This window comes from Halomonas sp. I1, assembly GCF_032334135.1.
Taxonomy (GTDB): domain Bacteria; phylum Pseudomonadota; class Gammaproteobacteria; order Pseudomonadales; family Halomonadaceae; genus Halomonas.
In genome coordinates this window covers 184,869-211,779 of the sequence record NZ_JAVXUS010000003.1, presented here as the reverse complement: position 1 = coordinate 211,779, position 26,911 = coordinate 184,869, and the positions used below count along the sequence as shown (strand labels likewise).

The 26,911-nt window shown below is 62.2% G+C and carries 28 protein-coding genes; 13 read left to right on the top strand and 15 right to left on the bottom strand.

Translation table 11 applies throughout. The features are described 5' to 3' along the window. Positions 1-32: 32 nt before the first annotated feature. The 3 genes from RSO41_RS06550 (at position 33) to RSO41_RS06540 (ending at position 2,228) form a co-directional block, all read left to right on the top strand. Complete coding sequence (locus tag RSO41_RS06550; protein WP_315618276.1) at positions 33-1,211, top strand: hypothetical protein; 1,179 nt, start codon at positions 33-35, stop codon at positions 1,209-1,211. A 131-nt stretch (positions 1,212-1,342) separates the two neighbouring features. Next, complete coding sequence (locus tag RSO41_RS06545) at positions 1,343-1,696, top strand: hypothetical protein (protein WP_315618275.1); 354 nt, start codon at positions 1,343-1,345, stop codon at positions 1,694-1,696. Between the two features lie 244 nt (positions 1,697-1,940). Further along, positions 1,941-2,228, top strand: coding sequence for a RidA family protein (locus tag RSO41_RS06540; protein WP_315618274.1), 288 nt, complete (start codon positions 1,941-1,943; stop codon positions 2,226-2,228). On the opposite strand, the gene RSO41_RS06535 is transcribed toward RSO41_RS06540, so the two are convergent. The 9 genes from RSO41_RS06535 to RSO41_RS06495 all read right to left on the bottom strand — a co-directional run bounded on the left by RSO41_RS06535 (position 2,225) and on the right by RSO41_RS06495 (position 10,180). Then, entirely contained in the window at positions 2,225-2,965 is a 741-nt protein-coding gene (locus tag RSO41_RS06535) for a dienelactone hydrolase family protein (protein ID WP_315618273.1), read from the bottom strand. The two genes, RSO41_RS06540 and RSO41_RS06535, sit on opposite strands and share 4 nt — an antisense overlap. A gap of 45 nt (positions 2,966-3,010) precedes the next feature. Beyond that, positions 3,011-3,403, bottom strand: coding sequence for a gamma-glutamylcyclotransferase (locus tag RSO41_RS06530; protein ID WP_315618272.1), 393 nt, complete (start codon positions 3,401-3,403; stop codon positions 3,011-3,013). Positions 3,404-3,461: 58 nt separating this feature from the next. After that, positions 3,462-3,872, bottom strand: coding sequence for a cytidine deaminase (gene cdd, locus RSO41_RS06525; RefSeq protein ID WP_315618271.1), 411 nt, complete (start codon positions 3,870-3,872; stop codon positions 3,462-3,464). Then, positions 3,869-4,597, bottom strand: a complete 729-nt coding sequence (gene deoD, locus RSO41_RS06520; protein WP_315618270.1) for a purine-nucleoside phosphorylase — start codon at positions 4,595-4,597, stop codon at positions 3,869-3,871. The genes cdd and deoD overlap by 4 nt, the downstream gene beginning before the upstream one ends. Next, positions 4,597-5,826 (bottom strand): phosphopentomutase, encoded by a 1,230-nt coding sequence (locus RSO41_RS06515; RefSeq protein ID WP_315618269.1) that lies wholly within the window; start codon positions 5,824-5,826, stop codon positions 4,597-4,599. The genes deoD and RSO41_RS06515 overlap by 1 nt, the downstream gene beginning before the upstream one ends. Then, positions 5,823-7,148 carry a thymidine phosphorylase gene (gene deoA, locus RSO41_RS06510; RefSeq protein ID WP_315618268.1) on the bottom strand — a complete coding sequence of 442 codons (1,326 nt, stop codon included), beginning with the start codon at positions 7,146-7,148 and terminating at the stop codon, positions 5,823-5,825. The genes RSO41_RS06515 and deoA overlap by 4 nt, the downstream gene beginning before the upstream one ends. Further along, on the bottom strand, positions 7,148-7,921 hold the full coding sequence (deoC, locus tag RSO41_RS06505) for a deoxyribose-phosphate aldolase (RefSeq protein WP_315618267.1): 774 nt from the start codon (positions 7,919-7,921) through the stop codon (positions 7,148-7,150). Before deoC ends, deoA begins: the two co-directional genes overlap by 1 nt. A gap of 108 nt (positions 7,922-8,029) precedes the next feature. Next, complete coding sequence (locus RSO41_RS06500) at positions 8,030-9,298, bottom strand: NupC/NupG family nucleoside CNT transporter (RefSeq protein ID WP_315618266.1); 1,269 nt, start codon at positions 9,296-9,298, stop codon at positions 8,030-8,032. A gap of 48 nt (positions 9,299-9,346) precedes the next feature. Further along, a complete protein-coding gene (locus RSO41_RS06495; protein WP_315618265.1) occupies positions 9,347-10,180 on the bottom strand; it encodes an outer membrane protein OmpK in 834 nt (277 codons plus the stop codon). A gap of 264 nt (positions 10,181-10,444) precedes the next feature. Here RSO41_RS06495 and RSO41_RS06490 point away from each other — a divergent pair, with 264 nt between their 5' ends. The 7 genes from RSO41_RS06490 (at position 10,445) to RSO41_RS06460 (ending at position 17,023) form a co-directional block, all read left to right on the top strand. Continuing rightward, positions 10,445-11,167 carry a DeoR/GlpR family DNA-binding transcription regulator gene (locus RSO41_RS06490; protein ID WP_315618264.1) on the top strand — a complete coding sequence of 241 codons (723 nt, stop codon included), beginning with the start codon at positions 10,445-10,447 and terminating at the stop codon, positions 11,165-11,167. Between the two features lie 283 nt (positions 11,168-11,450). Next, on the top strand, positions 11,451-12,452 hold the full coding sequence (gene cyoA, locus RSO41_RS06485; protein ID WP_315618263.1) for a ubiquinol oxidase subunit II: 1,002 nt from the start codon (positions 11,451-11,453) through the stop codon (positions 12,450-12,452). Positions 12,453-12,455: 3 nt separating this feature from the next. Further along, positions 12,456-14,438, top strand: coding sequence for a cytochrome o ubiquinol oxidase subunit I (gene cyoB / locus RSO41_RS06480; protein ID WP_315618262.1), 1,983 nt, complete (start codon positions 12,456-12,458; stop codon positions 14,436-14,438). A gap of 2 nt (positions 14,439-14,440) precedes the next feature. Continuing rightward, a complete protein-coding gene (cyoC, locus tag RSO41_RS06475) occupies positions 14,441-15,067 on the top strand; it encodes a cytochrome o ubiquinol oxidase subunit III (protein ID WP_315618261.1) in 627 nt (208 codons plus the stop codon). A gap of 1 nt (position 15,068) precedes the next feature. After that, on the top strand, positions 15,069-15,398 hold the full coding sequence (gene cyoD / locus RSO41_RS06470) for a cytochrome o ubiquinol oxidase subunit IV (RefSeq protein WP_315618260.1): 330 nt from the start codon (positions 15,069-15,071) through the stop codon (positions 15,396-15,398). 14 nt (positions 15,399-15,412) lie between these two features. Continuing rightward, positions 15,413-16,300 carry a heme o synthase gene (gene cyoE, locus RSO41_RS06465; protein WP_315618259.1) on the top strand — a complete coding sequence of 296 codons (888 nt, stop codon included), beginning with the start codon at positions 15,413-15,415 and terminating at the stop codon, positions 16,298-16,300. Between the two features lie 117 nt (positions 16,301-16,417). Then, positions 16,418-17,023 carry a Yip1 family protein gene (locus RSO41_RS06460; protein WP_315618258.1) on the top strand — a complete coding sequence of 202 codons (606 nt, stop codon included), beginning with the start codon at positions 16,418-16,420 and terminating at the stop codon, positions 17,021-17,023. Positions 17,024-17,100: 77 nt separating this feature from the next. Here RSO41_RS06460 and RSO41_RS06455 read toward each other — a convergent pair whose 3' ends face one another. Together RSO41_RS06455 and RSO41_RS06450 are read right to left on the bottom strand one after the other, a co-directional pair. After that, entirely contained in the window at positions 17,101-18,240 is a 1,140-nt protein-coding gene (locus RSO41_RS06455; protein ID WP_315618257.1) for an aminotransferase class V-fold PLP-dependent enzyme, read from the bottom strand. A 114-nt stretch (positions 18,241-18,354) separates the two neighbouring features. Beyond that, on the bottom strand, positions 18,355-19,176 hold the full coding sequence (locus RSO41_RS06450) for an IclR family transcriptional regulator (RefSeq protein ID WP_315618256.1): 822 nt from the start codon (positions 19,174-19,176) through the stop codon (positions 18,355-18,357). Positions 19,177-19,370: 194 nt separating this feature from the next. Here RSO41_RS06450 and xsc point away from each other — a divergent pair, with 194 nt between their 5' ends. From xsc to RSO41_RS06435, 3 genes are all read left to right on the top strand, one after another. Next, positions 19,371-21,191: a sulfoacetaldehyde acetyltransferase gene (gene xsc / locus RSO41_RS06445; RefSeq protein WP_315618255.1), complete on the top strand. Its 1,821-nt coding sequence runs from the start codon at positions 19,371-19,373 to the stop codon at positions 21,189-21,191. A 140-nt stretch (positions 21,192-21,331) separates the two neighbouring features. Further along, positions 21,332-22,348, top strand: a complete 1,017-nt coding sequence (gene pta / locus RSO41_RS06440) for a phosphate acetyltransferase (RefSeq protein ID WP_315618254.1) — start codon at positions 21,332-21,334, stop codon at positions 22,346-22,348. A gap of 22 nt (positions 22,349-22,370) precedes the next feature. Continuing rightward, a complete protein-coding gene (locus RSO41_RS06435) occupies positions 22,371-23,156 on the top strand; it encodes a sulfite exporter TauE/SafE family protein (protein ID WP_315618253.1) in 786 nt (261 codons plus the stop codon). A gap of 143 nt (positions 23,157-23,299) precedes the next feature. Here the strand turns inward: RSO41_RS06435 and RSO41_RS06430 are convergent, their stop codons facing one another. The 4 genes from RSO41_RS06430 to RSO41_RS06415 are packed head-to-tail and all read right to left on the bottom strand — an operon-like array spanning position 23,300 to position 26,768. Next, positions 23,300-23,671 (bottom strand): Lin0512 family protein, encoded by a 372-nt coding sequence (locus tag RSO41_RS06430; RefSeq protein ID WP_315618252.1) that lies wholly within the window; start codon positions 23,669-23,671, stop codon positions 23,300-23,302. Continuing rightward, complete coding sequence (locus RSO41_RS06425; RefSeq protein ID WP_315618251.1) at positions 23,664-24,017, bottom strand: Lin0512 family protein; 354 nt, start codon at positions 24,015-24,017, stop codon at positions 23,664-23,666. The genes RSO41_RS06430 and RSO41_RS06425 overlap by 8 nt, the downstream gene beginning before the upstream one ends. Positions 24,018-24,060: 43 nt before the next feature. Continuing rightward, positions 24,061-25,791: a cobaltochelatase CobT-related protein gene (locus RSO41_RS06420; protein WP_315618250.1), complete on the bottom strand. Its 1,731-nt coding sequence runs from the start codon at positions 25,789-25,791 to the stop codon at positions 24,061-24,063. Beyond that, positions 25,788-26,768, bottom strand: a complete 981-nt coding sequence (locus RSO41_RS06415) for a MoxR family ATPase (protein WP_315618249.1) — start codon at positions 26,766-26,768, stop codon at positions 25,788-25,790. Before RSO41_RS06415 ends, RSO41_RS06420 begins: the two co-directional genes overlap by 4 nt. Positions 26,769-26,911 lie beyond the last annotated feature (143 nt).

Here is a 26,911-nt window from a genome sequence, read left to right as displayed (position 1 = left end):
TGCTGAACAGTTAAATTTATGGAATGGTCGAAATGCCGAGAAACGAAACTATATTAAACGTGTTCCTCGCGTCTCCCGGCGACGTGTCTGAAGAAAGAGAGGCTCTTGAATCCATAGTTCATGAATTAAACAAGAGCTGGTCAAGAACACTTGGCGTGCGTTTTGAGCTAGTTCGCTGGGAGACTGATGTTTACCCAGGTTTTGGGGATGACCCACAAGATGTTATCAATCACCAAATTGATAGCGAGTATGACGTATTTATTGGAATATTCTGGGGTCGGATAGGGACGAAAACTCCAAGATCGGACTCTGGTTCCCTAGAGGAATTTGAGCTGGCCTATAAGAGATTAGGTAAAGCCAATCCTTCATTGGATATTATGATTTACTTCAAAGATGCCCCGATCCCTCCCTCGAGACTCGACCCGAAACAACTAGAGCGGCTACAATTTTTTAAATCGTCGCTAGGCAGTCTTGGCGGGTTGTACTGGGATTTCGAAGATATAAGTGATTTCGAATCAACTCTGAGAACTCATTTAAGCGCCGTTGCTCAGAAATGGTCAAAGAAAGATAAGGTTGATGCTGCAGAGAAAGTAGAGCCAAATATAGAAGAAGCCATAGAAGAAAAAGATAGTTCTGATGATTATGGATTTCTTGACTACTTAGAAAAGTACAACTCCCTTAATAATGAAATGTGTCTTTCGCTGGGTCACATAACTAATGCGACAATAAAAGTTTCTGAAGCTTTTGAGGCTCGCACCAAAGCTATTGATGAAATAACTTCCGGTGGGGAAACTTACGAAATTTCTGATGCGAAAAAGATAATCAAGTTAGCTTCCGAGGATATGGATAGGTATTCTAAACTTATTGACTCTCAAATCCCTGTTTTTGCTAGCTCAAAAGATGGTGCCCTGGACGCACTAAGCAAAGCGTTGATGGTTTATAGAGATTTTAATGTTGATAGTTCAGATTTGGAGAGCCTTAACAAAAATATTAATGGGATGAGAGAAGCAGCAATTGGCTCAAAAGTCGGGCTGAAGAAGTTTAGAGAGAGTGTGTCAGCCCTTCCGCGTATTACTAATCAGTCAAATCGCGCGAAAAAAGGAGTGCTCAAATCACTGGATAAAATGTTAAGTGAAATCTCCTCTACTATTCAAGTTACACAAAATATTGTGGACTCAATTACTGAAATTCGAGAAGATTCGAAAAATTAACCAAGCGGTCAACCGGACGCCAAACCCCTAGCGGGTTTTGGTTCCCTCCGCTGCGATCCGGCGCCGGTTACCATTGGCGTGAATAATTTGCACGCCAAGGTTTTATTGATTTACATATGGAGATGATTGAGATGGCTATCACAGATAAATCAGATAAAGAAATAATTGAAATTGTTGAGCCAATGATCGACGAAGTCATTCATGCGTCAAATCAGAGGGATTGGGAGTCATTTTCTAAATATCAAACTGCCGAAGAAGCTAATAGCCTTGAAAATAGAAGGAGTGTCGAAAGGCAGTGGGAGGAGTCTCATTTATTAACGTCCTTGAACCCTGGAAGAGAAATACTTGGGGTTTTGCGCCGAGATGGAGTGGCGCTCGTATACTGGAAGCAAACTAGCAGTAAAGTGCCCGGTGAGTTTCTGGCAACTTATCATGTAAAAGAAGTAGGTCAAGATATTAAGGAGGTTGGTTTTTTGATTGTATAGTGGTTCGCATGTGTGAGAAAAGTTTATCCTCGGCGATGTTCATTACATTGCGCCTTTGGCTCCATTCTATGGGCACACATGCTGAAAGCGTTATGCCGTTTAAGGGAAAAAGGAGAGCCTCTTGCGAGAGGTTAAAAATCCGGAAAACGTGCATCGCCCATTTGGCAGCTAGACCCATTGCGTAGAGGTTCAAGACCCCACGAAGTTCCTCTTCTGCTCAGGGTAGGTGCCGGCAGATAATTTCGTGGCACAAGCCGAGCAGGTTTTCACGAGTATTGGTACTGTTCTTGCAGACTTCGGCGCGGAGCTGCGACACGTCGTTCGGCTTGTGACTTACCTGACCAGGCAAGAAGATATTGCCGCACTTCGAGATGTACTCAAAAGCACCTTTGGCAATGAGGCACCGGCAAATTCGGCTGTCTTGGTGGGCGGGCTTACCGAGCCAAGCAGTTTCCTCGAATCCAAGGAGCTGAACCATCAGCGCCCCCAACGTCATGGGGCCGCTGACGAAATGCAGTGCGTGAAGGCTTAAAGCGTCTCTTCCAGGAGCATGGCGAGTCGCTTGTGGTGCAGGGCGTCGGCGGCGGCGTCGTAGGAGGGGGCGTCCTTGGCGGTGAAGCCGTGGGCTGCGCCCTTGTAGAGCTCGGTGGTGAAGTGCACGCCGGCGGTGGCCAGCGCTTCGTCCATGCGGGCGATCTGCTCGGCGGGCAGCAGTTCATCCTTGTCGGCGTGGCCGAAATAGACGCGGGCCTCGATGGCATCGACCACGCCCACGGGACTCGAGGCGTCGTCGGCCTTTGCCAGGTTGGCGGAGTGGAAGCCGGCCGCGGCGGCCACGCGCTCAGGGTGTTCGGCCGCCATGCGCAGCGCGAAGGCCGAGGTCATGCAGTAACCGACCACGCCGATCTTGCCGCTTGTGAACTCGGCTGCGTGGTCGAGGCAGTCGATCAGGGCAGCGAAGTCGCGGGATTGCGCCTCGGGGGTGAGATGGCCGGCATACTCGACCAGCGTCGGACGCACGTCCGGGTCGCGGAAGGACTGGCCTTCCGGCACGATCTCGCCGACGGCATCGCGATAGTAGACATTGGGCATCAAGACGGCGTAGCCGTTGTCCGCGATCCGCTGGGCCTTCTCGTGATAGCAGGGGCGCAGGCCGCCGATATCGGTGAACAGCACCACGGCCGGCAATGGTCCGTCGGCGTTCTCGGGCGTGACGATGTGAGCGTCGATGGTGCCGTCGGCGGCGGGAATGTCGATGGCGCGAGACATGAGAGACTCCGGATGGTCGATGGCTATCGTCGGGGCGAAGAGGGGTCAACCGGCGGGTTGCCAGCCACCTTCGCGAATCACCGGCCGGCCAGTGACGTCGTGGTTGTAGAGGTAGAGCCAGGCGGGGCCAAAGATGGTGGCGTGAATGGCGCGGTCGTACATGCCCGATGCCGGAGCGCGCACGCGATAGTCCTCGAGGCGGTCGAGGCCGGCAAAGGTCCGGGCGTCGACGCGATAGATCTCGACTTCCACGCCGCACGAGGGTTCGGCCTTGGCGCCCGGGCAGTGCCCCAGGTCGTAGAGCGTCGCACTGGTGAGGCGGTCGTGACCGACGAAGGTGGCGCCTTCCAGCCAGTGGTGATTGCGCAGGCCGCGCTTCAGGGTGCCGTAGACGGCCACCAGGGGCGTTCGGGTAATGGCGAGGGCGGGACTATGCATGGGCGCTTCGTGTGACTCGAGAAAACAGGTTCCGACCGGACGCAGCCGGCCGGGGTATTCACTGCAAGCCCAGATTATCGGGGCCGAAGGCATCCGGCAGCAACTCGTTCATGGTGTAGCGCCGGAGCAGGGTGCCGTCGGCATCGACCACATGAATGCGAGTCTCGCCGGTGGCGAACTCGCGGATGCGCTGGCGGCAGTCGCCACAGGGCGTGCAGAGGTGTTGGCCTGGCCCGATCACGTAGACCTCGCGCAGGCGGCGTTCCCCGGCGCTGGCCATGGCGGCGATGGCCGAGGCCTCGGCGCAGAGCCCCTTGTAGTGGGCGACCTCGATGTTGGCGCCGGCGTAGTGAGTACCGCTCTCGCTGACTACCAGGGCGCCGACGGGATGCCGGGAGTAGGGCGCATAGGCGCGATCGCGTACCGCGACCAGTTCGGCCAGGAGTTCGGTGTCCACGTCAGTGCTCATGCGTCACCTCCGGCGTCGTCGCGCAGCACGCTGTCCAGGGCGATGCGCATCATGTCGTCGAAGGTGGTGGCGCGCTCGTCACTGGATAGCGAGTCGCCCTTGACGATGTGGTCCGAGACCGTGCAGATGGTGGCGGCCCGGGCGCCGAACTCGGCGGCCACGCCGTACAGGCCGGCGGCTTCCATCTCCACGCCGACGATGCCGTAACGGCGCATCATCTCGACCATCTCGGGGCGGGGGTCGTAGAAGAGGTCGGCGGAGAAGATGTTACCGACCTTGACCGGCACACCGTGTTCGCGGGCGACATCCGCGGCATGGCGGGTCAGCTCGAAGTCGGCGATGGCGCCGAGATCGTTGCCCAGAAAGCGGGTGCGGTTGACGCCGGAATCGGTGCTCGCGCCCATGCCGATCACCACGTCGCGTACTGCCACGTCGTCGCGTACCGCGCCGCAGGAGCCGACCCGGATCAAGCGCTTGACGTCGAACTCGGTGATCAGTTCCTTGGCGTAGATCGATACCGAAGGAATGCCCATGCCATGGCCCATCACCGAAATCTCGCGACCCTGGTAGGTGCCGGTGTAGCCGTACATGTTGCGGACTTCGTTGACGAGCTGTGCATCGTCGAGAAAGGTCTCGGCGATGTACTTGGCGCGCAGCGGGTCGCCGGGCATCAGCACGGTATCGGCGAAATCACCGCGTTCGGCCTTGATATGGGGGGTCGCCATCATGTGTCTCCTTTTGGGGAACCAGCCGGGAGAAAGCTTTCGCCGTCGTCCATGGGTGGCAGGTCGAAATGACGGGCCAGGCTCTGGCCGATGTCGGCGAAGCTGTTGCGTGCACCGAGCGAGCCGGGAGCGAGCCCGGCGCCGAGGGCGAGAACCGGGATATGCTCGCGGGTATGGTCGGTGCCGTGCCAGGTTGGATCGCAGCCGTGGTCGGCGGTAATGATCAAGAGGTCGTCGTCGTCGAGGCGTTCGAGCAGCTCGGGCAGGCGAGCATCGAAGGCCTCGAGGGCGGCGGCGTAGCCGGCCACGTCGCGTCGGTGGCCGTAGACCATGTCGAAGTCGACGAAGTTGGTCATGATCAGGGTGCGCTCGCCGTCAGTGGCCATGGCATCCAGGGTGGCGTCGAACAGGGCGTCGTGGCCGCTGGCCTTGAGCGTGCGCGAGATGCCGCAGTGGGCGTAGATGTCGGCGATCTTGCCGATGGCGGTCACCTGACCACCCGCATCGCATAGGCGTTGCAGCACGGTGGGCGAGGGGGGCTCGACACTGTAGTCGCGGCGGTTGGCGGTACGCTGGAAGGTCGCGGCATCGTCGCCGTTGAAGGGGCGGGCGATGACCCGGCCGATGTTGTAGGGCTCGAGCAGCCGGCGGGCGATCTCGCAGAGGCGATAGAGCCGTTCGAGGCCGAAGGTGTCCTCGTGGGCGGCGATCTGGAAGACCGAGTCCGCCGAGGTGTAGACGATCGGCTTGCCGCTTTGCACATGCGCCTCGCCCAGCCGGGCGATGATCTCGGTGCCGGAAGCGTGGCAATCACCCAGCACACCGGGCAGTTCGGCCTCGCGGATCAGCGCGTCCAGCAGGTCGGCGGGGAAGCTGTTTTCCGGCTCGCTGAAGTAACCCCAGTCGAAGCGTACCGGCACGCCGGCGATTTCCCAGTGGCCGGACGGCGTGTCCTTGCCGGAGGAGATTTCCCGGGCGTGGCCGTAGGCGCCACGGGTCGACTCGGGCGGGACGACCCCTTCGGCCCAGGCCCCGGTGCTCTCGTGGTGAGCATGGAAGAGACCGAGCCGGCCCAGATTGGGGAGCTGCAGGGGACCTCGCTCGGTGGACGCGGCGCAGGCCTCGGCGATATGGCCGAGGGTGTCGGCACCGGCGTCGCCGAAGCGTTCGGCGTCGGGCGCGGCGCCGATGCCGAAGGAGTCGAGGACGAGCACGATGGCACGTGTCATGGAGCCTCCCGGCGAATGATGTCGCGAATCAGGGTGGGGGGTGTGGTGGTCTCGCCGATCTCGATGGCCTCGAGCAACTGGCGCTCGGCCTGGTCGGCCTCGGCAGGGTTGCGGGCGTGCAGGGTGGCGAGCGGTTGACCGGCATCGAGCCGGGTGCCCAGTTCGGCGATGTCGGCCAGGCCCACCGCCGGATCGATGGCCTCGCCTGCCTGGCGGCGACCGCCGCCGAGCTCGACCACGGTCATGCCCAGCGCCCGGGTATCCATGCCACGCAGGTGACCGGCGTGTGGCGCGAGAACCGGACGCCTCACCGGTGCAACGGGCAGGTGACGATCCGGGGCTTCGAGCAGGTCGGCGGGGCCGCCGAGGCCTGCGACCATGCGTCCGAAGCGCTCGGCGGCTTCGCCCGAGGCAAGTCGTTCGTCGAGTTTGTCCAGTGCCGCATCCCGGTCGGTGGCCAGGCCGCCGGCCAGCAGCATTTCCACTGCCAGGCCGCGAGTCACCTCGAGCAGACGCCCGTCACGACGCTCGCCGGTGAGCACGGCCAGCGCCTCGCGCACTTCCAGGGCATTGCCAGCGCAGGGGGCCAGAGGCTGGCTCATGTCGGTGAGCAGGGCAGTGGTCGGAGTGCCGGCGCGGCTCGCCACCTCGGCGATCGTGGTGGCGAGCTCTCTGGAAGCGTCAGCGGTGGGCATAAAGGCACCGCTGCCGACCTTGACGTCCATCACCAGGGCATCGAGTCCGCAGGCGAGCTTCTTGCCGAGAATGGACGAGACGATCAGCGGCAGTGATTCCACCGTGGCAGTAACGTCGCGCACGCCGTAGAGGCGCTTGTCGGCCGGCGCGAGGTCGGCGGTCTGGCCGATGATGGCGACGCCGACATCCTTGACCAGCCGGCGGAAGGTGGCGGTGTCGGGGTCGACCGAATAGCCGGGGATCGACTCCAGCTTGTCCAGCGTGCCGCCGGTGTGGCCGAGGCCCCGGCCGGAGATCATCGGCACATGGCCGCCGCAGGCGGCGATCCAGGGGCCGAGGATCAATGACACCACGTCTCCCACGCCGCCGGTGGAGTGCTTGTCGATGACCGGACCGGGCAGGTCGAGTGCCGTCCAGTCGAGCACATCGCCGGAGTCGCGGACTGCCTCGGTCAACGCCACCGTTTCGGTGGCGTCCATGCCGTTTAAGAAGATGGCCATGGCCAGCGCTCCGATCTGAGCATCGCCGAGACCGTCATCGGCGATGCCGGCGACGAGGTCAGCGATGGTCGCGGCATCCAGCGCCTCGCCATCGCGCTTGGCGCGGATGGCCTCCTGGGGCAGCATCAGTAATCCTCCTCGATATCGGGGCCCCCCATCATGCCCAGGGTCTCGAGAAGGTTGTCCAGCAGACCGGAGGCGCCGAAGCGGAAGTGTTGCGGTGTGATCCAGTTGGCCCCCATCAGGCGCTCGGCCAGTTCGAGGTAGGCCCGAGCATCTTCGGCGGTACGCACGCCGCCGGCGGCCTTGAAGCCGATCTCGCCGCCGTTGTCGCGAATCACCTCGAGCATGATCTCGGCGGCTTCCAGGGTGGCATTGACGGCGACCTTGCCGGTGGAGGTCTTGAGAAAATCGGCGCCGCCATCGATGGCCAGCTCCGATGCGCGACGGATCAAGGCCGGATCCTTCAGTTCGCCGGTCTCCAGTATGACCTTGAGGGTCTTGCCGCCGGCGGCGGCCTTGCTCATCTCGACCAGCTCGCGTCCGGTATCCTCGTCGCCTTCCTGCAACGCGCGATAGGGGAAGACCACATCGACTTCATCGGCGCCCGAGGCAACCGCCTCGCGGGTCTCGCGGGCGGCACGCATGATATCGGCGTTGCCATGGGGGAAGTTGGTGACCGTGGCGATGCGGATGGTGTCGTTCAGGCGGTGGGCGGTCAGAGCGCGCCGAGCCGGCACGATGAAGCGCGGGTAGATGCAGATTGCTGCGGGGTGGCCGGCCGGTGTCTTGGCGCGCTGGCAGAGGGCTTCGATACGCTCATCGGTGTCGTCGTCGTTCAGGCTGGTCAGGTCCATCAGGGCCAGTGCCTGACGGGCGGTCCGGGTAAGGTCGTTCATGGCGTGCTCTCGTTGATGCATGAAGGAAACACTGAGGGGTGCCGTTGCTGCGTGACACCCGGTTCAGTGCGTCCTGAGGGGGCGCGGTGGCCCTCTGAAGATTATGGCTCAAGCGCCCAGGGCGATGAAAAAGCCGGCGAGTGTGGCAGACATCAGGTTGGAGAGGGTACCAGCCAGGACGGCCCGGATGCCGAAACGGGCGATGTCGTGACGACGGCTGGGCGCGATACTGCCCAGGCCACCCAGCAGGATAGCGATGGACGAGAGGTTGGCGAAGCCGCACAGGGCGAACGACAGGACTGCCTTGGTATGAGTGGTCATGGCCTCGCCGGTGGCGGCGACGACTTCCTCGCCGCTGATATAGGGCGCGAGGTTGATATAGGCCACGAACTCGTTGACGACCAGCTTCTGGCCGATGAAGGAGCCAGCCAACGTGGCCTCGGACCAGGGAATGCCGAGCAGGAAGGCCAGGGGCGCGAACAGCCAGCCGAGGATTTGCTCCAGGCTGAGCGTTTCCATGCCGAACCAGCCGCCGACGCCGCCGAGAATGCCGTTGATCAGTGCAATCAGGCCGATGAAGGCAAGCAGCATGGCGCCGACGTTGGCGGCCAGGCGCAGGCCGGAGGAGGCGCCGGACGCGGCAGCGTCGAGCACATTGGAGGGATGGTCCTCTTCTTCCTCGAGACGTTCTTCGGCCGCCGAGACGCTGTCTTCGGGCGTCTCGGTTTCGGGCATGATCAGTTTGGCGAAGAGCAGCCCGCCGGGTGCGGCCATGAAGGAAGCGGCTACCAGGTACTCCATGGGGATACCCAGGGCAGCGTAGCCGGCCAGGACCGAGCCGGCCACGGATGCTAGGCCGCCGCACATCACCGCGAACAGTTGCGACTGGGTCATGCGGTTGATGAAGGGGCGCACCACCAATGGCGCCTCGGTCTGGCCGACGAAGATGTTGGCGGTGGCCGAGAGCGACTCGGTGCGCGAGGTGCCGAGCGCTTTCTGCAGGGCGCCGCCCAGCAGGCGAATGATCCACTGCATGATGCCCAGGTAGTAGAGCACCGCGGTGAGCGAGGAGAAGAAGATGATCACCGGCAGTACCTTGATGGCGAAGACGAAACCGGTGTCCTCGACGTTGGCCAGGCCGCCGAACAGGAAATCGATGCCGTCGTTGGCATAGTTGACGACCTGGCTGACGGCTTCGGAGACGGTGGCAAGTACCGCCTGGCCGAAGGGCACATAGAGCACGAAGGCTCCCAGGCAGGCCTGAATGGCAAAGGCGCCGATCACGGTGCGCAGGCGGATCGCGCGGCGATTGGTGGAGAACAGCAGGGCGATGACGATCAGGGTCGCCATTCCGACGAGACTCATGATCAAGGTCATGGCAATGTCCTTGTGGTCGATGGCATGGGGGCGCTCATATACGGCGACTTACAGGAAGTTGTACTTCAGGGTGTAGATCATCGCGTTCTGGTAATGATCGGCGGTGCCCAGCTTGTTGTTGGAGTAGCGATACTGAACGCCGGTGGTGATCTCGTCGATCGGGTGCCACCACAAGGCCACGGCGCCATTGGTGCCGGTGCTGCCGGCGGGACCGTTGACGTAATTCTGCTGCAGATAGTCGTCATCGCGGTCGAAGGTCTGCTCGTGCCAGTTGCTCAGGCTGAAGTTCTCGCCGAAGGCCTGGAAATCGTAACCCAGCACCCACCCGAGCATATAGCCGTTTTCGCCGCTGTACGCATTGGCGTCGCTTTCGACCCAGGCCTTGCCGAGGAACGGCTTGAACCACAGACCGTTGTCGAAGGTGTGGCGGTAGCCGAAGCCCACGATGCGGTCCTGTTCCTTGCTGTCGAACCCATGGTCGCGGAAATCGTAGACGTGGAAGTACAGCGAGAAGGGCGTGTCGCCGAGATAGATATGGGAAGTGACCTTGCCGGCAGCTCGTCGGTTGTCTCGGGTGTCCTCTTCGAGGGTGTCGTTGTGGGGGTTCTCGAAATCGTAGAAGCCGTAGAATTCTCCCCAGTCGAAGCCGACGCCGCCTTCGAGTTCCAGGTAGAAGAAGTCGCCCTTGGCGGCATTGCTGGCGGTGCGTTGCTCTGTGCCGTCGGACCAGTCGAGATAGTTGACGGAGACGTTGGCGAACGACCACAGCGGCGAGAGGCCTGATGCGGCATCATCACCATTGGCGCTTGCAGGCAGCGCGGTGGCGGCAAGCAGCAGTCCGGTCAGAGGGGCGAGACGCGGGAATGAGGCGAAGGTCGGCATATGTCGGCTTCCTTTGGAGTTGTTGTCGTGTGATGCGTCGAACAAGTAAAGACGGGCGGACCATCACTGACGTCAATGCATGGTTCCGGGCTGGCCGGATGGAGGTGAACGCTGGGCGTCGCGTTTGTTATTTGAGTAACATGGTGATGTTATTTTAATCACACAGGGAGCCGCAACCCCGAGGATCAACGGCGTGTACACGCGTTGTGGCATGGGCACGAGAGCGGTGATGTCGGGGGCTTTGGTACAACGAGAGGTGGCTGAGTGAACGAACGCAGTACGACACGGCTGAGACGGCTTCAGGCGTCGCTGGCACAGGGCGGGAGCCTGCGCCTGGCCGAAGCGGCGATGCTCTGCGGTGTCTCGGAGATGACCATCCGTCGTGACCTGGCGGCATCCGACGGTGCCCTGGTGCTGGTCGGCGGGTTGCTGATGCTGGCCGATGACCCTCGTCACGCACCGGCGTATGACCTGGCCGTGCAGCGTGACCGCCATGCCCAGGTAAAGCGCCGACTCTGCGAACGGGCCATGGCGACCCTGGAAGAGGGTGACACCCTGTTCATCGACTGCGGGACGACATTATTGCCGCTGGCGGCCGGTCTGCCGTCCGACCTGTCGCTGACGGTGGTCACCTACGCCTTGAACGTGGCCGATGCCGTGAGCGCCCGCCCCGGTGTTCGACTATGGCTGCTGGGAGGGCTCTACCAGTCGTCCTCGCGTTCCTTCGATGGTGATGACATGCCGGCGACCATTGCGCGCCTGGGCATCAACAAGGCCTTTCTATCGGCGGCAGGAGTACACTCCGAGAAAGGCCTGAGCTGCTTCCACTTCCATGAGGTGGCGCCCAAGCAGGCCGCCATCGCCTCGGCGGAGCACCGCGTGCTGGTGGTCGACCCCAGCAAGCATGGGCTGGTCAGGCCGGCCCGCTTTGCGGGACTCGACGAGGTCGACGAGATCATCACCGAGGAGACGAGTGAGGAGGAGTGAGCCCGTGCGACAACCTGCGGCAAATCGCCTCTTCCCATTCTGTCCTCGGGCCATCAGAATACGGGCCTCACGGCCGGAGCCTCCCGCCCGGCGATGTCGCAGCGAGTCGTCGCCGCGGGCTGCGTGCCGTGACTGTGCCCGAAGTACTCTCCACGACGGTCGTGCGTAGAGCTCCCCGCCAGAGCCTGCCAGCGACCCGCGCCGGAGAGCGCTTCGGCGCGTGCACCACCCGCTGACGTCAAGCGGGAATGCGTTCGCCGCCAAGCCCTGACGAGGTTGAAACATGAGAAGAAACCCCACCCTGCGCATGCTCGGCGTCTTGCTGCTGCTATCGCTGCCACTGCTGTTGGCGGGCTGCAGTTCGGCGCTGCTGGATCCCAAGGGTCAGGTAGGGGAGGAGCAACGTACCCTCATCCTGACATCCATGGCCCTGATGCAGATCGTCGTTGTTCCGGTCATCGTGATGACGTTGCTGTTCGCCTGGCGTTATCGCCGCAGCAATCGGGATGCCACCTACACGCCCGACTGGTCCCACTCCACCAAGATCGAGGCCGTGGTCTGGTTCATTCCCATGGTCATCATCGTCTTCCTGGCGATCCTGACCTGGTACACCTCGCACAGCCTTGACCCGCACAAGCCCATCGCGCCCACCGAGGATCAGGAGGAGCCGATGGAAATCCAGGCGGTTTCCCTGGATTGGAAGTGGTTGTTCATCTATCCCGAGCAGGGCATCGCCACGGTCAACGAGGTGGCTTTCCCCGAGGATACGCCGGTACGTTTCCGGGTCACGTCCGGTTCGGTGATGAATGCCTTCTTCATCCCGCGTCTGGGCAGTCAGATCTATGCCATGGCTGGCATGGACAACGACGTTCATCTGGTCGCCGATGAGCCGGGGGTCTACCACGGTCGCTCCACCAACTACAGCGGTGCGGGCTTCTCGGAAATGACCTTTGATGCCCATGTGGGATCTCAGCAGGAGTTCGAAGCCTGGGTCGAGCAGGTACGTGAATCCTCCAAGTCCCTGACCTTCCCCGAGGAATACTATGCGCTGGCCGCGCCCAGCGAGGACAACGAGATCCAGTACTTCTCCGAGGTATCCCCGTCTCTCTACGAGAGCATCATCAAGAGCTTCCTGGCTGGCGGTAACCACGAGGAACGTATGTCCGAATTCGCCGACCGCTACGCCGCTGGCTTCGGCCACGGTGCGGCCCACGGTGACGACGACGGTCACGGCGAATCGACCGGCTCTCACGGCGAGTCCATGAGCTCGGAGGCAGCGGAGTAAATTATGTTCGGAAAACTCAGTCTAGAGGCGATCCCGACGCACGACCCCATCATCATGACGACCATCACGGCTATCGTCATTGGTGGACTCGCGCTGGTGGCCGCCATCACCTACTTCAAGAAGTGGGGCTACCTGTGGAGCGAATGGATTACCTCCATCGACCACAAGAAGCTCGGCATCATGTATTTCCTCGTGGCACTGGTGATGCTGCTGCGCGGCTTTGCCGATGCCATCATGATGCGCTCCCAGCTGGCCATGGCGTCGGCCGGCGCCGAGGGCTTCCTGCCGCCCTCGCACTATGATCAGATCTTCACCGCCCACGGCGTGATCATGATCTTCTTCGTGGCCATGCCCATGGTCATCGGCCTGATGAACCTGGTGGTGCCGCTGCAGATCGGTGCGCGTGACGTGGCCTTCCCGTTCCTGAACAACCTGAGCTTCTGGCTGTTCGTGGCGGGCGTGGTCCTGGTCAACGTGTCGCTCTTCGCCGGCGAGTTCGCCAAGACCGGCTGGCTGGCCTATGCGCCATTATCGGGGCTTGATTACAGTCCCGGGGTCGGGGTGGATTACTGGATATGGGCGTTGCAGATATCGGGGATCGGTACGACCCTGACCGGTATCAACTTCTTCGTCACTATCCTGAAGATGCGCACCAAGGGCATGACCCTGTTCCGCATGCCGATCTTCACCTGGACCTCGCTGTGCGCGAACGTCCTGATCATCGCTTCCTTCCCGATTCTGACCGCGACCATCGCGCTGCTGACACTCGATCGTTACCTGGGGATGCACTTCTTCACGAACGATTTCGGCGGCAACATGATGATGTACGTCAACCTCATCTGGGCCTGGGGCCATCCTGAGGTTTACATCCTCATCCTGCCGGCGTTCGGTGTCTTCTCCGAGGTCATCTCGACCTTTGCGCGCAAGCGTCTGTTCGGGTACGGCACCATGGTCTGGGCCACGGTGGCGATCACCATCCTGTCGTTCATCGTCTGGCTGCACCACTTCTTCACCATGGGGGCGGGTGCCAACGTCAATGCCTTCTTCGGCATCATGACGATGATCATCGCCATCCCAACCGGGGTGAAGATCTTCAACTGGCTGTTCACCATGTTCCGCGGTCGCCTCGAGTTCACCTCGCCGGTGCTGTGGACCCTGGGCTTCATCATCACCTTCACCCTGGGTGGCATGACCGGCGTGATGCTGGCGGTGCCGGCAGCCAACTTCGTGCTGCACAACAGCCTGTTCGTCATCGCCCACTTCCACAACGTCATCATCGGCGGCGTGGTGTTCGGCATGCTGGCGGGCCTGACCTTCTGGTTCCCGAAGGCCTTCGGCTTCACCCTCGACGAGAAGTGGGGCAAGCGTTCCTTCTGGTGCTGGATCATCGGCTTCTACATGGCCTTCATGCCGCTGTACGTGCTGTCCTTCTTCGGCGCCGTGCGTCGCATGCAGTCCTATGAAAACGGCGACTGGCAGCCGCTGATGATCGTGGCCTGGGTCGGTGCGCTGATCATCGCTGCCGGCATTGCCTGCACGGTGATCCAGTTCATCGTCAGCATCCGTGATCGCAAGAAGAATCAGGACGTCACCGGCGATCCCTGGGGCGGTCGGACGCTGGAGTGGTCTACCTCTTCGCCGGCGCCGTTCTATAACTTCGCGCATCTGCCCGAAGTGAACGACATCGACGGTTTCTGGGACCAGAAACAGCGCAATGGCGGCGAGGCGCCGCTCTCCAAGCCGCCGTACCAGGACATCCACATGCCCAAGAACACCTGGGAAGGACCGATCATCGCGCTGTTCGCGACGGCCGCCGGCTTTGCCCTGGTGTGGCACATCTGGTGGCTGGTCATCGTCGGTGGCATCGCAACGTTCGCGACTTTCATGGCGCGGGTCTTCAGGGAGGACGTCGATTATTACGTCCCTGCCGCCGAAGTGGAGCGCATCGAGCGTGAGCACCAACAACGTGTGGAGATGCAGGCGTAATCATGGCAACCGACACTCTAAGCAACCACGAGGGTCATGCCCACGAGCATGACCACCACGACGATCATCATGATACGGCGGGCACCAAGGTCTTCGGCTTCTGGGTCTACCTGATGAGCGACCTGGTGATCTTCGGGTCACTGTTCGCCACCTATGCCGTGCTCCTCCGGGGCACGGCCGGGGGCCCGTCGGGCGCGGATATCTTCGAGCTTCCGCTGATCCTGATCAGTACCTTCCTGCTGCTGGTGAGTAGTTTTACCTACGGCATGGCGGTATTGGCGATGAATGCCGACCAGGTCGACAAGGTCAAGAAATGGCTTGCCATTACCTTCCTGTTGGGAGCGGGCTTCATCGGGATCGAGATCTACGAGTTCCAGCACCTGATCCATCTCGGCCATGGCCCGGACCGCAGCGCCTTCCTGTCGGCGTTCTTCACGCTGGTGGGCACCCACGGCCTGCACGTGACCTTCGGTCTGATCTGGATCATTGTCATGCTGATCCAGCTACAGCAGAAGGGCCTGACCGATATGACGCGGCCGCGGATCATGTGCCTGAGCCTGTTCTGGCACTTCCTGGACATCGTCTGGATCTGCGTCTTCTCCTTCGTCTACCTGATGGGAGTCCTTTGACATGAGCGGACACGCCTCTCACGAAGAACACAGCCACGGTAGCGTCAAGTCCTATGTCGTGGGGCTGATTCTGTCTCTCGTGCTGACCATCATTCCCTTCGGGATCGTGATGACCGGTGCGCTCGGGACCAGTGCCACGGTCATCATCATCGTGGCTACGGCAGTAGCACAGCTGCTGGTGCAGTTGATCCTGTTCATGCACATGAACACCAAGGCGGATGAGGGCTGGAACTTCATGTCGTTCGTGTTCACCGTGTCGATCCTGGTCCTGGTCATCGGAGGTTCGCTGTGGATCATGCATCATCTGCATCTCAACATGATGATCGGCTGACTCCGGCGGCCAGGATGCGCAAGGACTATCTCACCATCACCAAGCCGGGCATCATCGGCGGCAACGTGATCGCGGTACTGGGCGGCTTTTTCCTGGCCGCCCGGGGCGATGTCGATCCCTGGTTGTTGATCGCCACGGTGGTCGGCCTGGCACTGGTGATTGCCTCCGGGTGCGCGTTCAACAACGTCATCGATCGCGATATCGATGCGATGATGGAGCGCACCCGGACACGCCCCCTGGTACAGGGGCGTGTGACGCCCGCCGCCACCCTGCGATTCGCGACCTTGCTCGGGATCGCGGGGTTCGCCTTGCTGGCACTGTTCACCAACTGGGTGACGGTGGGGCTCGCGGCATTCGGTTTCGCGATCTATGTGGGGGTCTACAGCCTCTACATGAAGCGTCAGTCGGAGTACGGCACTCTGGTGGGCAGTCTCTCCGGCGCCATGCCGCCGGTGGTGGGGTACTGCGCCGTGACCGGGCATTTCGACACCGGTGCGCTGACACTGCTGGTGATCTTCTGCCTGTGGCAGATGCCGCATTCCTATGCCATCGCCATCTTCCGGTTGAAGGATTACCAGGCGGCCCGGATTCCGGTATTGCCGGTGGTCAGGGGTATCAGGACCGCCAAGCACTATATCCTCGGCTATATTCTGGCCTTCGTCTTCGCCTCCCTGGCGTTGAGCGTGGCGGGATACGCCGGCCCGGGCTACTTCATCGTCGCCCTGGTGATGGGAATCTACTGGCTGTATCTCGCCATGCAGGGCTATCGCGTGCATGACGAGGAACGCTGGGCGAAACGCGTCTTTGCCTTCTCGATCATTACCATCACGGCCTTGAGCCTGATGATGTCGGTGGACGCCAGTCTACCGCCGGCGGCCCCCCTGTGGACCGCGCTTAACTGATCCTACCTATACATCCGGGGGCAAATCCCCCGGATTCCTGCCTATACTGCAAGTCGACAGAACCACGCAAAGGACCGACGGGCCAGTCCCGGTCCGTCTCCGGCAGGAGGTAGCGCTATGTTGACACACGTATGGGGTCTGATCGCCCACCCGAACCGCGAGTGGAAACAGATCAAGGAAGAGCGCGAGACGCTCACCCATCTCTATGAACATCATGTCCTGTTGCTGGCGGCTATCCCGGTCGTCTGTTCCTATATCGGTACCACACAGGTCGGCTGGAGTCTGGGAGGCGGTACCACCATACAGCTGAGTTATCTGGATGCCCTGGGCGCCGGGGTCGTCTTCTATCTGGTGATCCTGGCGGCGGTCTATGCGGTCGGCAAGGTCATTCGCTACATGGCCAAGCGTTATACGAACCCCCCGAGCCAGAGCCAGTGCATCGTCTTCGCCGGTTATGTCGCCACGCCGATGTTCCTGAGCGGCATCGTGGCGGTCTATCCGCTGATCTGGCTATGCCTGCTGGCCGGTGTCATCGGCCTTTGTTATACCGCCTATCTGCTCTATCTCGGCATTCCCGGCTTCCTCAACATCAGCAAGGAGGAGGGGTTCATCGTCTCCAGCACGACCCTGGCCTTCGGTGTCCTGATCCTTGAGGCTCTGCTCGGGTTGACGGTGCTGTTGTGGGGCTATGGCGAGCGCATCATTCTGTCACTGCTGGGTTGATCGACCCGGTTTCGCGAGTCCTGAAACACGAACGGGCGGCCAGAAGGCCGCCCGTTCGTGTATGACGTGCGGGAAGATCAGTCGTCCGGCTGGTGCTCGACCTTCGTCAGGGCCTGCTCCAATCGTTCGACGCTGCGTTCGACATTGTGCAGCTTGTCGAGGCCGAACAGGCCGATGCGAAAGGCCTGGAAACCCTTACCTTCGTCGCACATCAAGGGTACACCAGCGGCAACCTGGACACCGGCATCGGCGAACCTGGCGGCGATCCCGGGGTCGTCGGTATAGCTCACCACCACGCCCGGCGCCTCAAAGCCGGGTGCCGCGACACTCTTGAAACCGTGTTCGGCGAGCATTTCGCGGACACGGTGCCCGAGTTCGAATTGCTCATCTCGGACCTTGTCGAGGCCATAGGCTTCGGTCTCGGCCATGACATCACGCAACTGGCGCAGTCCATCGGTCGGCAAGGTGGCGTGGTAGGCATGACCGCCCGCTTCGTAGGTCTCCATGATCGACAGCCACTTGCGCAGGTCGCAGGCAAAGCTCGAACTCGTCGTCTCGTCGATGATGTCGCGCGCCAGGCGAGAGAGCATGACCATGCCGCAGCAGGGAGCACCGCTCCAGCCCTTCTGCGGGGCACTGATCAGCACGTCGACGCCGATGTCCAGCATGTCGACCCAGGCGGTACCGGAGGCGATGCAGTCCAGCACGAACAGGCCGTTCTCTTCGTGGATCGCTTCGGCGATGCGCCGCATGTATTCGTCGGGCAGCATCATTCCCGAAGCGGTCTCGACGTGGGGCGCGAACACCAGGTCGGGCTGCTGGTCGTGGATCGCTTCGACCACGTCATCGATATCCGGCGGTGCGAAAGGGGACGTTGGATCTTCGTCGTCCTGCCGCCGGGCCTTGCGCACGTTGAGCTCGGAGGGGATCCGGCCCATCTCGAGAATCTGGCTCCAGCGGTAGCTGAACCAGCCATTGCGTATCACCAGGCAGCGTCGGTCGGTAGCGAACTGGCGGGCTACTGCCTCCATGCCGAAGGTGCCACTACCGGGGACGATGACCGCCGAGTGAGCGCGATAGACACGCTTCAGGGTAGTGGAGATATCGCGCATCACCTCCTGGAAGTTCTGCGACATGTGGTTGAGGGCGCGATCGGTGTAGACCACCGAGTATTCGAGCAGTCCATCGGGGTCGACGTCGGGTAGCAAGCCGGCCATTAAAGTCTCCCTATTCTGGTACGGGCAGTATGCATGGCTCCGAGGATATGCCGAATCTTTCTCGCGAGCCAGGGGCTCGCGTCCCGGGAGGTATCGAGGCGGCCCCTTGTTGCCTCAGTTATCCGATGAGGCAAGCTCGGTCGTGTCCGGCAGGGCTTCGAGATTGATATTGGCGAGCGCTTCGGCCGCTCGTTGCAGGGCCGGCAGGCAAGCCAGCGCCTTGTCGCGATCCATGCGCATCACCGGGGCCTGGATCGCCAGTCCCGTGTTCGACAGCCCTTCCCGGTTGGGGGCCAGGACGGCGATGCACAGCAGGCCGGAAAGAAACTCTTCATCGTCGAAGGCATATCCCTGGCGTCGCACGGTTTCGATCTCGGCTTCGAGAGCCTCGGGATCGGTCAGCGTATTACGGGTGAACGCATTCAATGGCATCTGGTTCAGCAGCCGGCGGCGCTGGGCGGGTGCCATCTGGGCCAGAAAAAGCTTGCCACTGGCCGAGCAGTGTACTGGCACGCGCGAGCCGGGATGCAGATAGAAGCGCAACGGCGCCGATGTCTCCACCCGGTCGAGATATAGCACCTCGCCACCGGAGAGTGCCGTGATATTGCAGCTCTCGCCGACTTCCTCGACGAGCTTGGCCAATATCGCATGGCGTGCTCCCTGGATCGTGTCATTGAGCAGAAGCGTCTCGGCCAACCGCCTCAACCGGTTGCCCTTGCTGTAATGCCGCCCATCGGACTCGCGCTGCAGCATGCCTGATGATTCGAGCTGCTGGAGCATGCGATGGAGGGTAGGTTTCGGCAGGCCGGTTTCGTCGACCATGCCTTGCAGGGTGAAAAGTTGATCCTTTCCCGCGATGACCTCCAGCAGTGCCAGCAGACGCTGCGCGGGCGTATCGCCCTCGAGACGGGTCATGTCGGTTCGATTGGTGGTCATGGTCAGCTCTCCTTTGATACTAAGGTACCTTGTTCCTTAAAAGAGATCAATTTGTACCGTTTTACGGAATATATGTTGACGAGGGTCAGCGGCGGCGCTACTTTGTTGGAAAGTTCCATATATCGGAACTTTTTATATCATAAATCGGTTTTCGGCTGGCTGGGCCATCCAGAATGCTTCCGAGGAGGACTTCCATGAGCAACCACGACACACAAGACATGCGCCAGGCGGTGCAAGGCAAGCAGAAGATGACGCCTTCGGAGGCCTTCGTCGAAACACTGGTGGCCAATGGGGTGACCGACATGTTCGGCATCATGGGCTCGGCGTTCATGGATGCCATGGATATCTTCGCGCCGGCCGGTATTCGCTTGGTGCCAGTGGTTCACGAGCAGGGCGCGGCACACATGGCGGATGGCTATGCGCGAGTCTCCGGGCGTCACGGCCTGGTCATCGGTCAGAATGGTCCCGGCATTTCCAACTGCGTGACGGGTATCGCGGCGGCCTACTGGGCACACAGCCCGGTGGTGATCGTCACGCCCGAAGCGGGTACCACCGGCATCGGCCTGGGAGGCTTCCAGGAATGCCACCAGCTGCCGATGTTCCAGGAATTCACCAAGTACCAGGGGCATGTGACACATCCGGCCCGCATGGCGGAGTACACCGGACGCTGTTTCGACCGGGCGATGTCGGAGATGGGGCCGACTCAGCTCAACATCCCGCGCGACTATTTCTATGGCGAGATCGAAGCCGAGATTCCCGAGCCGTCCCGCCTCGACCGCGGCCCGGGCGGAACCCGCAGCCTCGACGAGGCGGCCGCCTTGCTGGCCAAGGCCGAGTTCCCGGTGATCGTCTCCGGTGGTGGCGTGGTGATGGCCGACGGCGTGGAAGCCTGCCAGGCGCTGGCCGAGCGGTTGGGTGCCCCGGTGGTCAACAGCTATCAGCACAATGACTCTTTCCCGGCCAGCCATCCGCTGTGGTGCGGCCCGCTGGGTTACCAGGGCTCCAAGGCCGGCATGAAGTTGATTGCCCAGGCCGATGTGGTGGTGGCGCTGGGCACCCGACTCGGGCCATTCGGGACCTTGCCGCAGCACGGTCTGGACTACTGGCCGAAGGACGCCAAGATCATCCAGATCGACGCCGACCACAAGATGCTGGGGCTGGTGAAGAAGATCGCGGTGGGGATCTGCGGCGATGCCAAGGCGTCCGCCGAGGCACTGAGCGAGCGTCTGGCCGACAACGAGCTGGCATGCGATGCGACCAGGGCGCAGCGCGCCGAGCGGATCGCCGAGGAGAAGGCGGCCTGGGAGCGCGAGCTCGACGAGTGGACCCACGAGCAGGACCCGTTCAGCCTCGATGCCATCGACGAGGCCAAGGGGGAAACGCCGTTCTCGGGCGGCGAGTACCTGCACCCGCGCCAGGTGTTGCGCGAGCTGGAGAAGGCGATGCCGGCGGATGTGATGGTGTCCACGGACATCGGCAACATCAACGCCGTGGCGCACAGTTACCTGCGTTTCGAGCGGCCGCGCAGCTTCTTCGCGCCGATGAGTTTCGGCAACTGCGGTTATGCGTTGCCGACCATCATCGGCGCCAAGGCGGCAGCGCCGGAGCGCCCGGCGGTCGCGTATGCGGGCGACGGTGCCTGGGGCATGAGCCTGATGGAGACGATGACGGCGGTGCGCCATGACATCCCGGTGACCGCGGTGGTGTTCCATAACCGACAGTGGGGGGCAGAGAAGAAGAACCAGGTGGAGTTCTACAACCGCCGTTTCGTGGCCGGCGAGCTGGACAACCAGAGTTTCGCGGAAATCGGCCGGGCGATGGGCGCCGAGGGTATCACCGTCGATCGACTGGAAGACGTGGGGCCGGCGCTCGAGAAGGCGGTAGAGCTGCAGATGAAGGAAGGCAAGACCTGCATCATCGAGATCCTGTGCACCCGGGAGCTGGGCGACCCGTTCCGCCGGGACGCACTCAAGAAGCCGGTGCGGCTGTTGGAGAAGTATCAGGACTACGTCTGATCCAGCGTGTCGCAGTGTGTTGCCCCCGACGATGTCGGGGGCTTTTTTCCAGGGCAATGGCCGAAAGATGTCGACGTTCTTCGACCTTTCTGACATAGCCCGACGACTGCCGCACCGGCGGCGGAGACGGGAGGCCATACATGAAAGCCTTGAATCGGATTCTCGACCGAGCGAGTCGCGACCCGCGCCGCATCGTGCTCTGCGAGGGGTTGGACGAGCGGGTCCTGCAGGCTGCCGTCAAGGCGACCGAGGAGGGTATCGCCAGGATTCTCCTGGTGGGAAATGCCACTGCCATGACCGAAAAGGCGAGGGAACTGGGCGTCAGCCTGGCGGGCGTCGAGCTGATCGACCCGGCGGATTCGCCGCTCAAGGCGAGCCTGGCCGAGGCACTGTTCTCGTTGCGCGAGAAGAAGGGGATGACCCGGGAGCAGGCCGAGGTGGCGGTGTGTGAACCGCTTTGCTTCGCCAATATGCTGGTGCGAGAGGGCCATGCCGAGGGCAGCGTGGCAGGGGCGGTGAACACGACTGCCGATGTGGTACGCACGGCCATTCAGCTGCTCGGCCTGGCGCCCGGTTGCCAACTGGTGTCGAGCTTCTTTCTGATGATGCTGTGCCAGCCATTCCATAGCCTCAAGGGCGGTCTGATCTTCTCCGATTGCGGCCTGGTCATCGATCCGGATGCCGAGCAGCTCTCGCAGATTGCCATGGCGGCGGCGGAAAGCGCTCGGGTCCTGCTGGGCGAGGAGCCGCGGGTCGCAATGCTGTCGTTTTCCACCAGTGGCAGTGCCAGGCATGCGTCGGTCGACAAGGTGGTCGAGGCGGCACGCCAGGTCAAAGCGCGGTATCCCGAGCTGGCCATCGATGAAGACGTTCAGCTCGATGCGGCCATCGTCGCCGAGATTGCCGAGCGCAAGCTTCCCGAGTCCCGGGTCAAGGGTCATGCCAATGTGCTGGTCTTCCCCGATCTCGAGGCCGGTAACATTGGCTATAAACTGGCCGAGCGTATCGGTGGCGCCATGGCCATCGGGCCCCTGCTGCAGGGACTGGCCAGACCGGCCAACGATCTGTCGCGGGGCTGTAGTGTCGACGATATCGTCAATGTGATTGCCGTGACCGCCGTTCAGGCACGGAACGCCTCTTCACGCCGGGCGTCGTGATCGTCATTCGAAGGAGCGACGCATGATCCCCTTGACCGCAGGGTTTGAGCCCGGAGTGCTGTTGGCCACGCTGTCGATCATGGCCGTGGCCGGGTACTTGCACACGGTGTCGGGGTTCGGCCTGGGCATGATCGTGATGGGCGCCGCCGGTGGGCTCGGGGTCGCCTCGGTCCCGGTGCTGGCGGCGGTGGTCAGTCTGGTGACCCTGGTCAACAGTGCCGTGGCGTTGCCGGGAGGGTGGCGGCGCCTGGACAAGCGTCGGGTGGCGGCGCTGGCGGTGGGGATCATTCCCTTCATCGGGCTGGGAGTCTGGGCGCTGTCGTGGTTGAACGCCACCTTTGCCGGCGTGCTCACCCTGCTGCTTGGCGTCATGGTGCTCTATGGCGGGATCAGCATCGGTCTGCGCCCGCATCCCCGCGAGCGGGTCTCGGCGGCCTGGACCTTCACCCTGAGCGGCGCCTTGACGGGATTGTGCGGCGGGCTCTTCGGTGTGCCGGGGCCACCGGTCATCTATCACTGTTATCGCCAGCCCCTGCCCCTGGAAACCATCAGGCTGCTGCTGATCCTGTGCTTCGCCATCACGTCCGGCGTTCGCACCCTGTTCGTCGCTGTCCAGGGTGGCTTGACGATGGACGTTTGGCACCTGGCGTTCTGGGCGGCGCCGGTCGTGGGGCTGGCAACCTGGCTGGGACGGCGTTGCCCTCCGCCCTGTACGGCGAAAACCATGCGCCAGGTTGCCATGCTGGCCCTGATCGGCCTGGGGTTGGCCATTGTGATAAAGAGTGTCGTCTCATTGGCATCGAGTTAGGGAAACACTGCTTAAATGCCTGCGCATGCAAACCGCTTCGTTACGCGGTGCTCGAAACCTCGCCTAACCATCTGTTATGTCTCGCTTTCTGTGCTCCGTGCGCCTTGCGCTTCACTATGCTCGGCGATTTATTCAGCGTTTCCTCAAGGGGCTTTCCTCAGCCGCCACTCACCGTCCTCGATCGGCAGGAAGGCGGCGATCGCCGCGGTAGCGATGACGTGGGTGGTGGCGTTGTCCGGGTCGTGGACGTCGAGCCCGCCGTGTACCACGTTCACCTCGGCGCGGCCGCGGGGCAGTTCGGCCGTTACCGCTTCGGCGTCGACTCGCTCGGGTTTCTGGACACCGATGGTCACCTGGACCCGCATCTCGCGATGGTCGTAGCCCAGCGACTTGAACAGCACGATGGATGAGTGGTGCAGGGCGTCCTGTACGGCGCGGCAGGCGGCCTTGGTGTAGTCCTCGCCGTAGAGGTCGTTGCCGCTGCCCATTTCCAGGATGAGACGTCGCTCAGGCATGTTCGGGCTCCATGTCGAAGGAGACGATGACGGCGGCATTGGCGATCACGCTGGTGCCACTACCGTCGGGCTTGTCCACGTCAAGCCCGCCCTTGACCAGCCTGACCGACGGCTGGCCGTACGGGAAGATTCTCAGCAGGGCCGCCGGGTCGACGGCGGCAGGGTCCTGCACCCCGACCTCGACGTCGATCAGCATGGCCTCTTTGGGAAAGCCGAAGGCATCGGCGATGTTGAGCGAGTTGTGCCACAGGGCATCGCGGATCGCCCGCGCCGCGGCCTCGGTGTAGTTGCGGCTGCGGATCGAGGTGCCCATGCCGAATTGGTGCACCAGGCGTGTCTTGGCCATGTCGGTCTCCTTGATCATGACGAGAATCTTGCTTCCGGGATCGTCAGCGCCGGTGACGGCCACCGATCAGCTCGACGATCTCGTCGAACAGGTGGCTGTCCAGTGCCTGGGTCATGTCGGTGGCGAGGCAGCGACGATAGAAGGGGCTGAGATCCAGCCCCACTCCCAGGCCGAGGATTTCCACCTGACCTTCCCGGGTATGCCGAGCGATGACGTCCTTGAGGTGGTTGTCCAGATAATAGGTATCGTTGGTCAGGTTGGTGGCGCTGTCCGCCGGGCAACCGTCGGAGATCACGATCAGTATGCGTCGAGATTCCGGGCGGCCGAGAAGGCGCTCGCAGGCCCAATCCACCGCTTCGCCGTCGATGCCCTCACGAAACAGGTCGGGCTTGAGCAGGGCGGCGATATCGGTACGTGCGCGTCGCCAGCTGCGTTCGGCCGGCTTGACCACCAGGTGGCAGACCTCGTTGAGGCGGCCCGGATGGCGCGGTCGGCCTTGCCGCATCCATTCCTTGTAGGCCCGGCCGCCGTTCCAGGCGCCGGTGGTGAAACCGAGCAGTTCGGTACTTGCGCCGATCATTTCCAGGGCACGAGTCAGGCTCTCGGCCATCAGCGTTACCGGTTCAATATGGTGCTTCATGGAGCCCGAGCAGTCGATGAGCAGGCTGACCGCGCAATCGGCGCCCCGCTTGTGCTGGTCACGATAGAAGAGGCGGCGCTCGGTCGGCGAACTGACCAGCTGGGCCAGTCGGCGTCCGTCGATGTGGCCCTCTTCCTCGCCGAAGGCCCGGCCATCGGGGCGGGGCTCGCAGAGCACGGCAGCGAGTCGCCGTGCCAGGCGAGGTAGGTTGATGCCTTGTTCGGCGGCCGCTCGATCGAGATGTTCACGGTATTCACGCAGCAGCGCGCGACGCACCAGGCGGCCAGCCACGACCTCGCGGTCGAACCGGGTCGTGAAGACCCGATAGGTCTGGGCGGTGTCCTCGAAGACCTTGCTGTGACCGGTCGTCGCGGCGGCAACGCCATCATCGTCGCCCTCGGCATCATCAAGATCGAGCAGCAGGGCGAACGCCTCGCTGGTCGTCTCGTCCGCATCCCCCGGTGCGTCTTCTTCGGCCTGGGCGCGTTCGGCACGCACTCGGTCGCCGACGATCCGAGCGATGGCCAGGGCATGTTCGGCATAGGCGGCCTGGTCGTCGCGATGGCGACGCAGGCCGGCGAGCGCCGTGCCCAGTTCGTTCACCAGGGAGGCCCGAGTGCTCTCGATATAGTCCTCGGTTTCCTCCAGCACGGGGCATGCGTTCAAGCGCGACCAGCCCATCTGGGCGACGGTATAGACCAGCATGCCGATGCTGCCCTCGGTGAGCCCGGAACGGTAGAAGTCGCGGGACCAGCTCGAAAAGCGTCGGTGGAGGTTGTCGCGCATGCCCGGCATATCGTGGGGGGCCCGGGTTTCCGTTCTCAGTTGTTCGAGCAATTCGAAGGTCAGTCGCTCGACCGCCCCCTCGGGCCGTAGACGGCGGTGCAATTCGGCATCGGAGTGCAGCAGACGCAAGGCTATGCCGTCGGCGACGGCACGACAGTCGGCGAAGTTGTCCTGACCGGGGTCGATGCGCAGGTGAGGCGCATGGGTCGGCAATCGCACCTCGCCACGGTAGAGGCGCCGTCCACGATAGTGAAGGTCGGCATCCCCGGTCAGCGCACGCAGGCTGGCGGCGCACAGTTCCTCGATCCACTGCTGGCGGCGCGCCTGTTGCTGGGCGCTTGCGGTCATGAGGAAGCGGCCTCCTGCATCCAGGATTCATCGAGTTCCGTGCCGAAACAGCGCTGGTAGTACTCGGCGACGATGGGGCGTTCGGCTTCATCGCACTTGTTGAGGAACGACAGCCGGAAGGCGATCGCCGGGTTGCGGAAAATCTCGCAATTTTCCGCCCAGGTGATCACCGTGCGTGGCGACATCAGGGTCGACAAGTCGCCGGCGGCGAAGCCCTGCCGCGTCAGGTTGGCTACCGCCACCATGGCGGTGATCAATTCGCGTCCTCTCTCGGAGTCCTTGGAGGGCACGCGTCCCAGCACGATAGCGATTTCTTCTTCACGGGGCAGGTAGTCGAGCTTGGCGACGATGTTCCAGCGATCGATCTGGGCGTGGTTGAGCACCTGGGTACCTTGGTAGAGCCCCGTGAGGTTGCCGAGCCCGACGGTGTTGGCGGTGGCGAAGAGACGGAAGTGGGGGTGAGGCTGAATTACTCGATTCTGGTCGAGCAGGGTGAAGTTGCCGTCGCGCTCCAGAATGCGCTGGATGACGAACATCACGTCCGGCCGACCGGCGTCATACTCGTCGAAGATCAGTGCCACCGGTCGTTGCAGCGACCAGGGCACGATACCTTCCTGGAACTCGGTGACCTGCTGGCCGTCGCGCACCACGATGGCGTCCTTGCCCACGAGATCGAGGCGACTGATGTGGCCGTCCAGGTTGACACGCAGGCAGGGCCAGTTGAGTCGGGCCGCCACCTGTTCGATATGCGTCGACTTGCCGGTGCCATGCAGCCCCTGGACCATCACCCGGCGGTTGCGGGTGAAGCCGGCCAGGATCGCCAGGGTCACGTCGGGATTGAAGCGGTAGGCCTCATCGATCTCCGGCACGTATTCATCGCGCTCGCTGAAGGCAGGTACCTGCAGGTCACTGTCGATGCCGAAGAGCTCGCGTGCCGAGCGCAGTATGTCGGGCTGGGCATACATGGGATCTGTCATCACTGTCTCCTCGGCCCGTCGGGACCGTTTCCGTGGGGCCCGGACCTTGTCAACCGGGTCGGGCTTGGCTGCCGGGAATGCTTAGAGCATATAATGGTTCCATAAAAAGAATCAAATGGTACCGTTTTATGGAATCATGAGAG

What these genes read in the sequence shown, in the direction of transcription:
- RSO41_RS06550 (WP_315618276.1), top strand. Translation starts at nt 33, where the DNA reads ATGCCGAGAAACGAAACTATATTAAACGTGTTCCTCGCGTCTCCCGGC.
- RSO41_RS06545 (WP_315618275.1), top strand. Translation starts at nt 1,343, where the DNA reads ATGGCTATCACAGATAAATCAGATAAAGAAATAATTGAAATTGTTGAG.
- RSO41_RS06535 (WP_315618273.1), bottom strand. Translation starts at nt 2,965, where the DNA reads ATGTCTCGCGCCATCGACATTCCCGCCGCCGACGGCACCATCGACGCT.
- RSO41_RS06530 (WP_315618272.1), bottom strand. Translation starts at nt 3,403, where the DNA reads ATGCATAGTCCCGCCCTCGCCATTACCCGAACGCCCCTGGTGGCCGTC.
- cdd (WP_315618271.1), bottom strand. Translation starts at nt 3,872, where the DNA reads ATGAGCACTGACGTGGACACCGAACTCCTGGCCGAACTGGTCGCGGTA.
- deoD (WP_315618270.1), bottom strand. Translation starts at nt 4,597, where the DNA reads ATGGCGACCCCCCATATCAAGGCCGAACGCGGTGATTTCGCCGATACC.
- RSO41_RS06515 (WP_315618269.1), bottom strand. Translation starts at nt 5,826, where the DNA reads ATGACACGTGCCATCGTGCTCGTCCTCGACTCCTTCGGCATCGGCGCC.
- deoA (WP_315618268.1), bottom strand. Translation starts at nt 7,148, where the DNA reads ATGCTGCCCCAGGAGGCCATCCGCGCCAAGCGCGATGGCGAGGCGCTG.
- deoC (WP_315618267.1), bottom strand. Translation starts at nt 7,921, where the DNA reads ATGAACGACCTTACCCGGACCGCCCGTCAGGCACTGGCCCTGATGGAC.
- RSO41_RS06500 (WP_315618266.1), bottom strand. Translation starts at nt 9,298, where the DNA reads ATGACCTTGATCATGAGTCTCGTCGGAATGGCGACCCTGATCGTCATC.
- RSO41_RS06495 (WP_315618265.1), bottom strand. Translation starts at nt 10,180, where the DNA reads ATGCCGACCTTCGCCTCATTCCCGCGTCTCGCCCCTCTGACCGGACTG.
- cyoA (WP_315618263.1), top strand. Translation starts at nt 11,451, where the DNA reads ATGAGAAGAAACCCCACCCTGCGCATGCTCGGCGTCTTGCTGCTGCTA.
- cyoB (WP_315618262.1), top strand. Translation starts at nt 12,456, where the DNA reads ATGTTCGGAAAACTCAGTCTAGAGGCGATCCCGACGCACGACCCCATC.
- cyoC (WP_315618261.1), top strand. Translation starts at nt 14,441, where the DNA reads ATGGCAACCGACACTCTAAGCAACCACGAGGGTCATGCCCACGAGCAT.
- cyoD (WP_315618260.1), top strand. Translation starts at nt 15,069, where the DNA reads ATGAGCGGACACGCCTCTCACGAAGAACACAGCCACGGTAGCGTCAAG.
- cyoE (WP_315618259.1), top strand. Translation starts at nt 15,413, where the DNA reads ATGCGCAAGGACTATCTCACCATCACCAAGCCGGGCATCATCGGCGGC.
- RSO41_RS06460 (WP_315618258.1), top strand. Translation starts at nt 16,418, where the DNA reads ATGTTGACACACGTATGGGGTCTGATCGCCCACCCGAACCGCGAGTGG.
- RSO41_RS06455 (WP_315618257.1), bottom strand. Translation starts at nt 18,240, where the DNA reads ATGGCCGGCTTGCTACCCGACGTCGACCCCGATGGACTGCTCGAATAC.
- RSO41_RS06450 (WP_315618256.1), bottom strand. Translation starts at nt 19,176, where the DNA reads ATGACCACCAATCGAACCGACATGACCCGTCTCGAGGGCGATACGCCC.
- xsc (WP_315618255.1), top strand. Translation starts at nt 19,371, where the DNA reads ATGAGCAACCACGACACACAAGACATGCGCCAGGCGGTGCAAGGCAAG.
- pta (WP_315618254.1), top strand. Translation starts at nt 21,332, where the DNA reads ATGAAAGCCTTGAATCGGATTCTCGACCGAGCGAGTCGCGACCCGCGC.
- RSO41_RS06435 (WP_315618253.1), top strand. Translation starts at nt 22,371, where the DNA reads ATGATCCCCTTGACCGCAGGGTTTGAGCCCGGAGTGCTGTTGGCCACG.
- RSO41_RS06430 (WP_315618252.1), bottom strand. Translation starts at nt 23,671, where the DNA reads ATGCCTGAGCGACGTCTCATCCTGGAAATGGGCAGCGGCAACGACCTC.
- RSO41_RS06425 (WP_315618251.1), bottom strand. Translation starts at nt 24,017, where the DNA reads ATGGCCAAGACACGCCTGGTGCACCAATTCGGCATGGGCACCTCGATC.
- RSO41_RS06420 (WP_315618250.1), bottom strand. Translation starts at nt 25,791, where the DNA reads ATGACCGCAAGCGCCCAGCAACAGGCGCGCCGCCAGCAGTGGATCGAG.
- RSO41_RS06415 (WP_315618249.1), bottom strand. Translation starts at nt 26,768, where the DNA reads ATGACAGATCCCATGTATGCCCAGCCCGACATACTGCGCTCGGCACGC.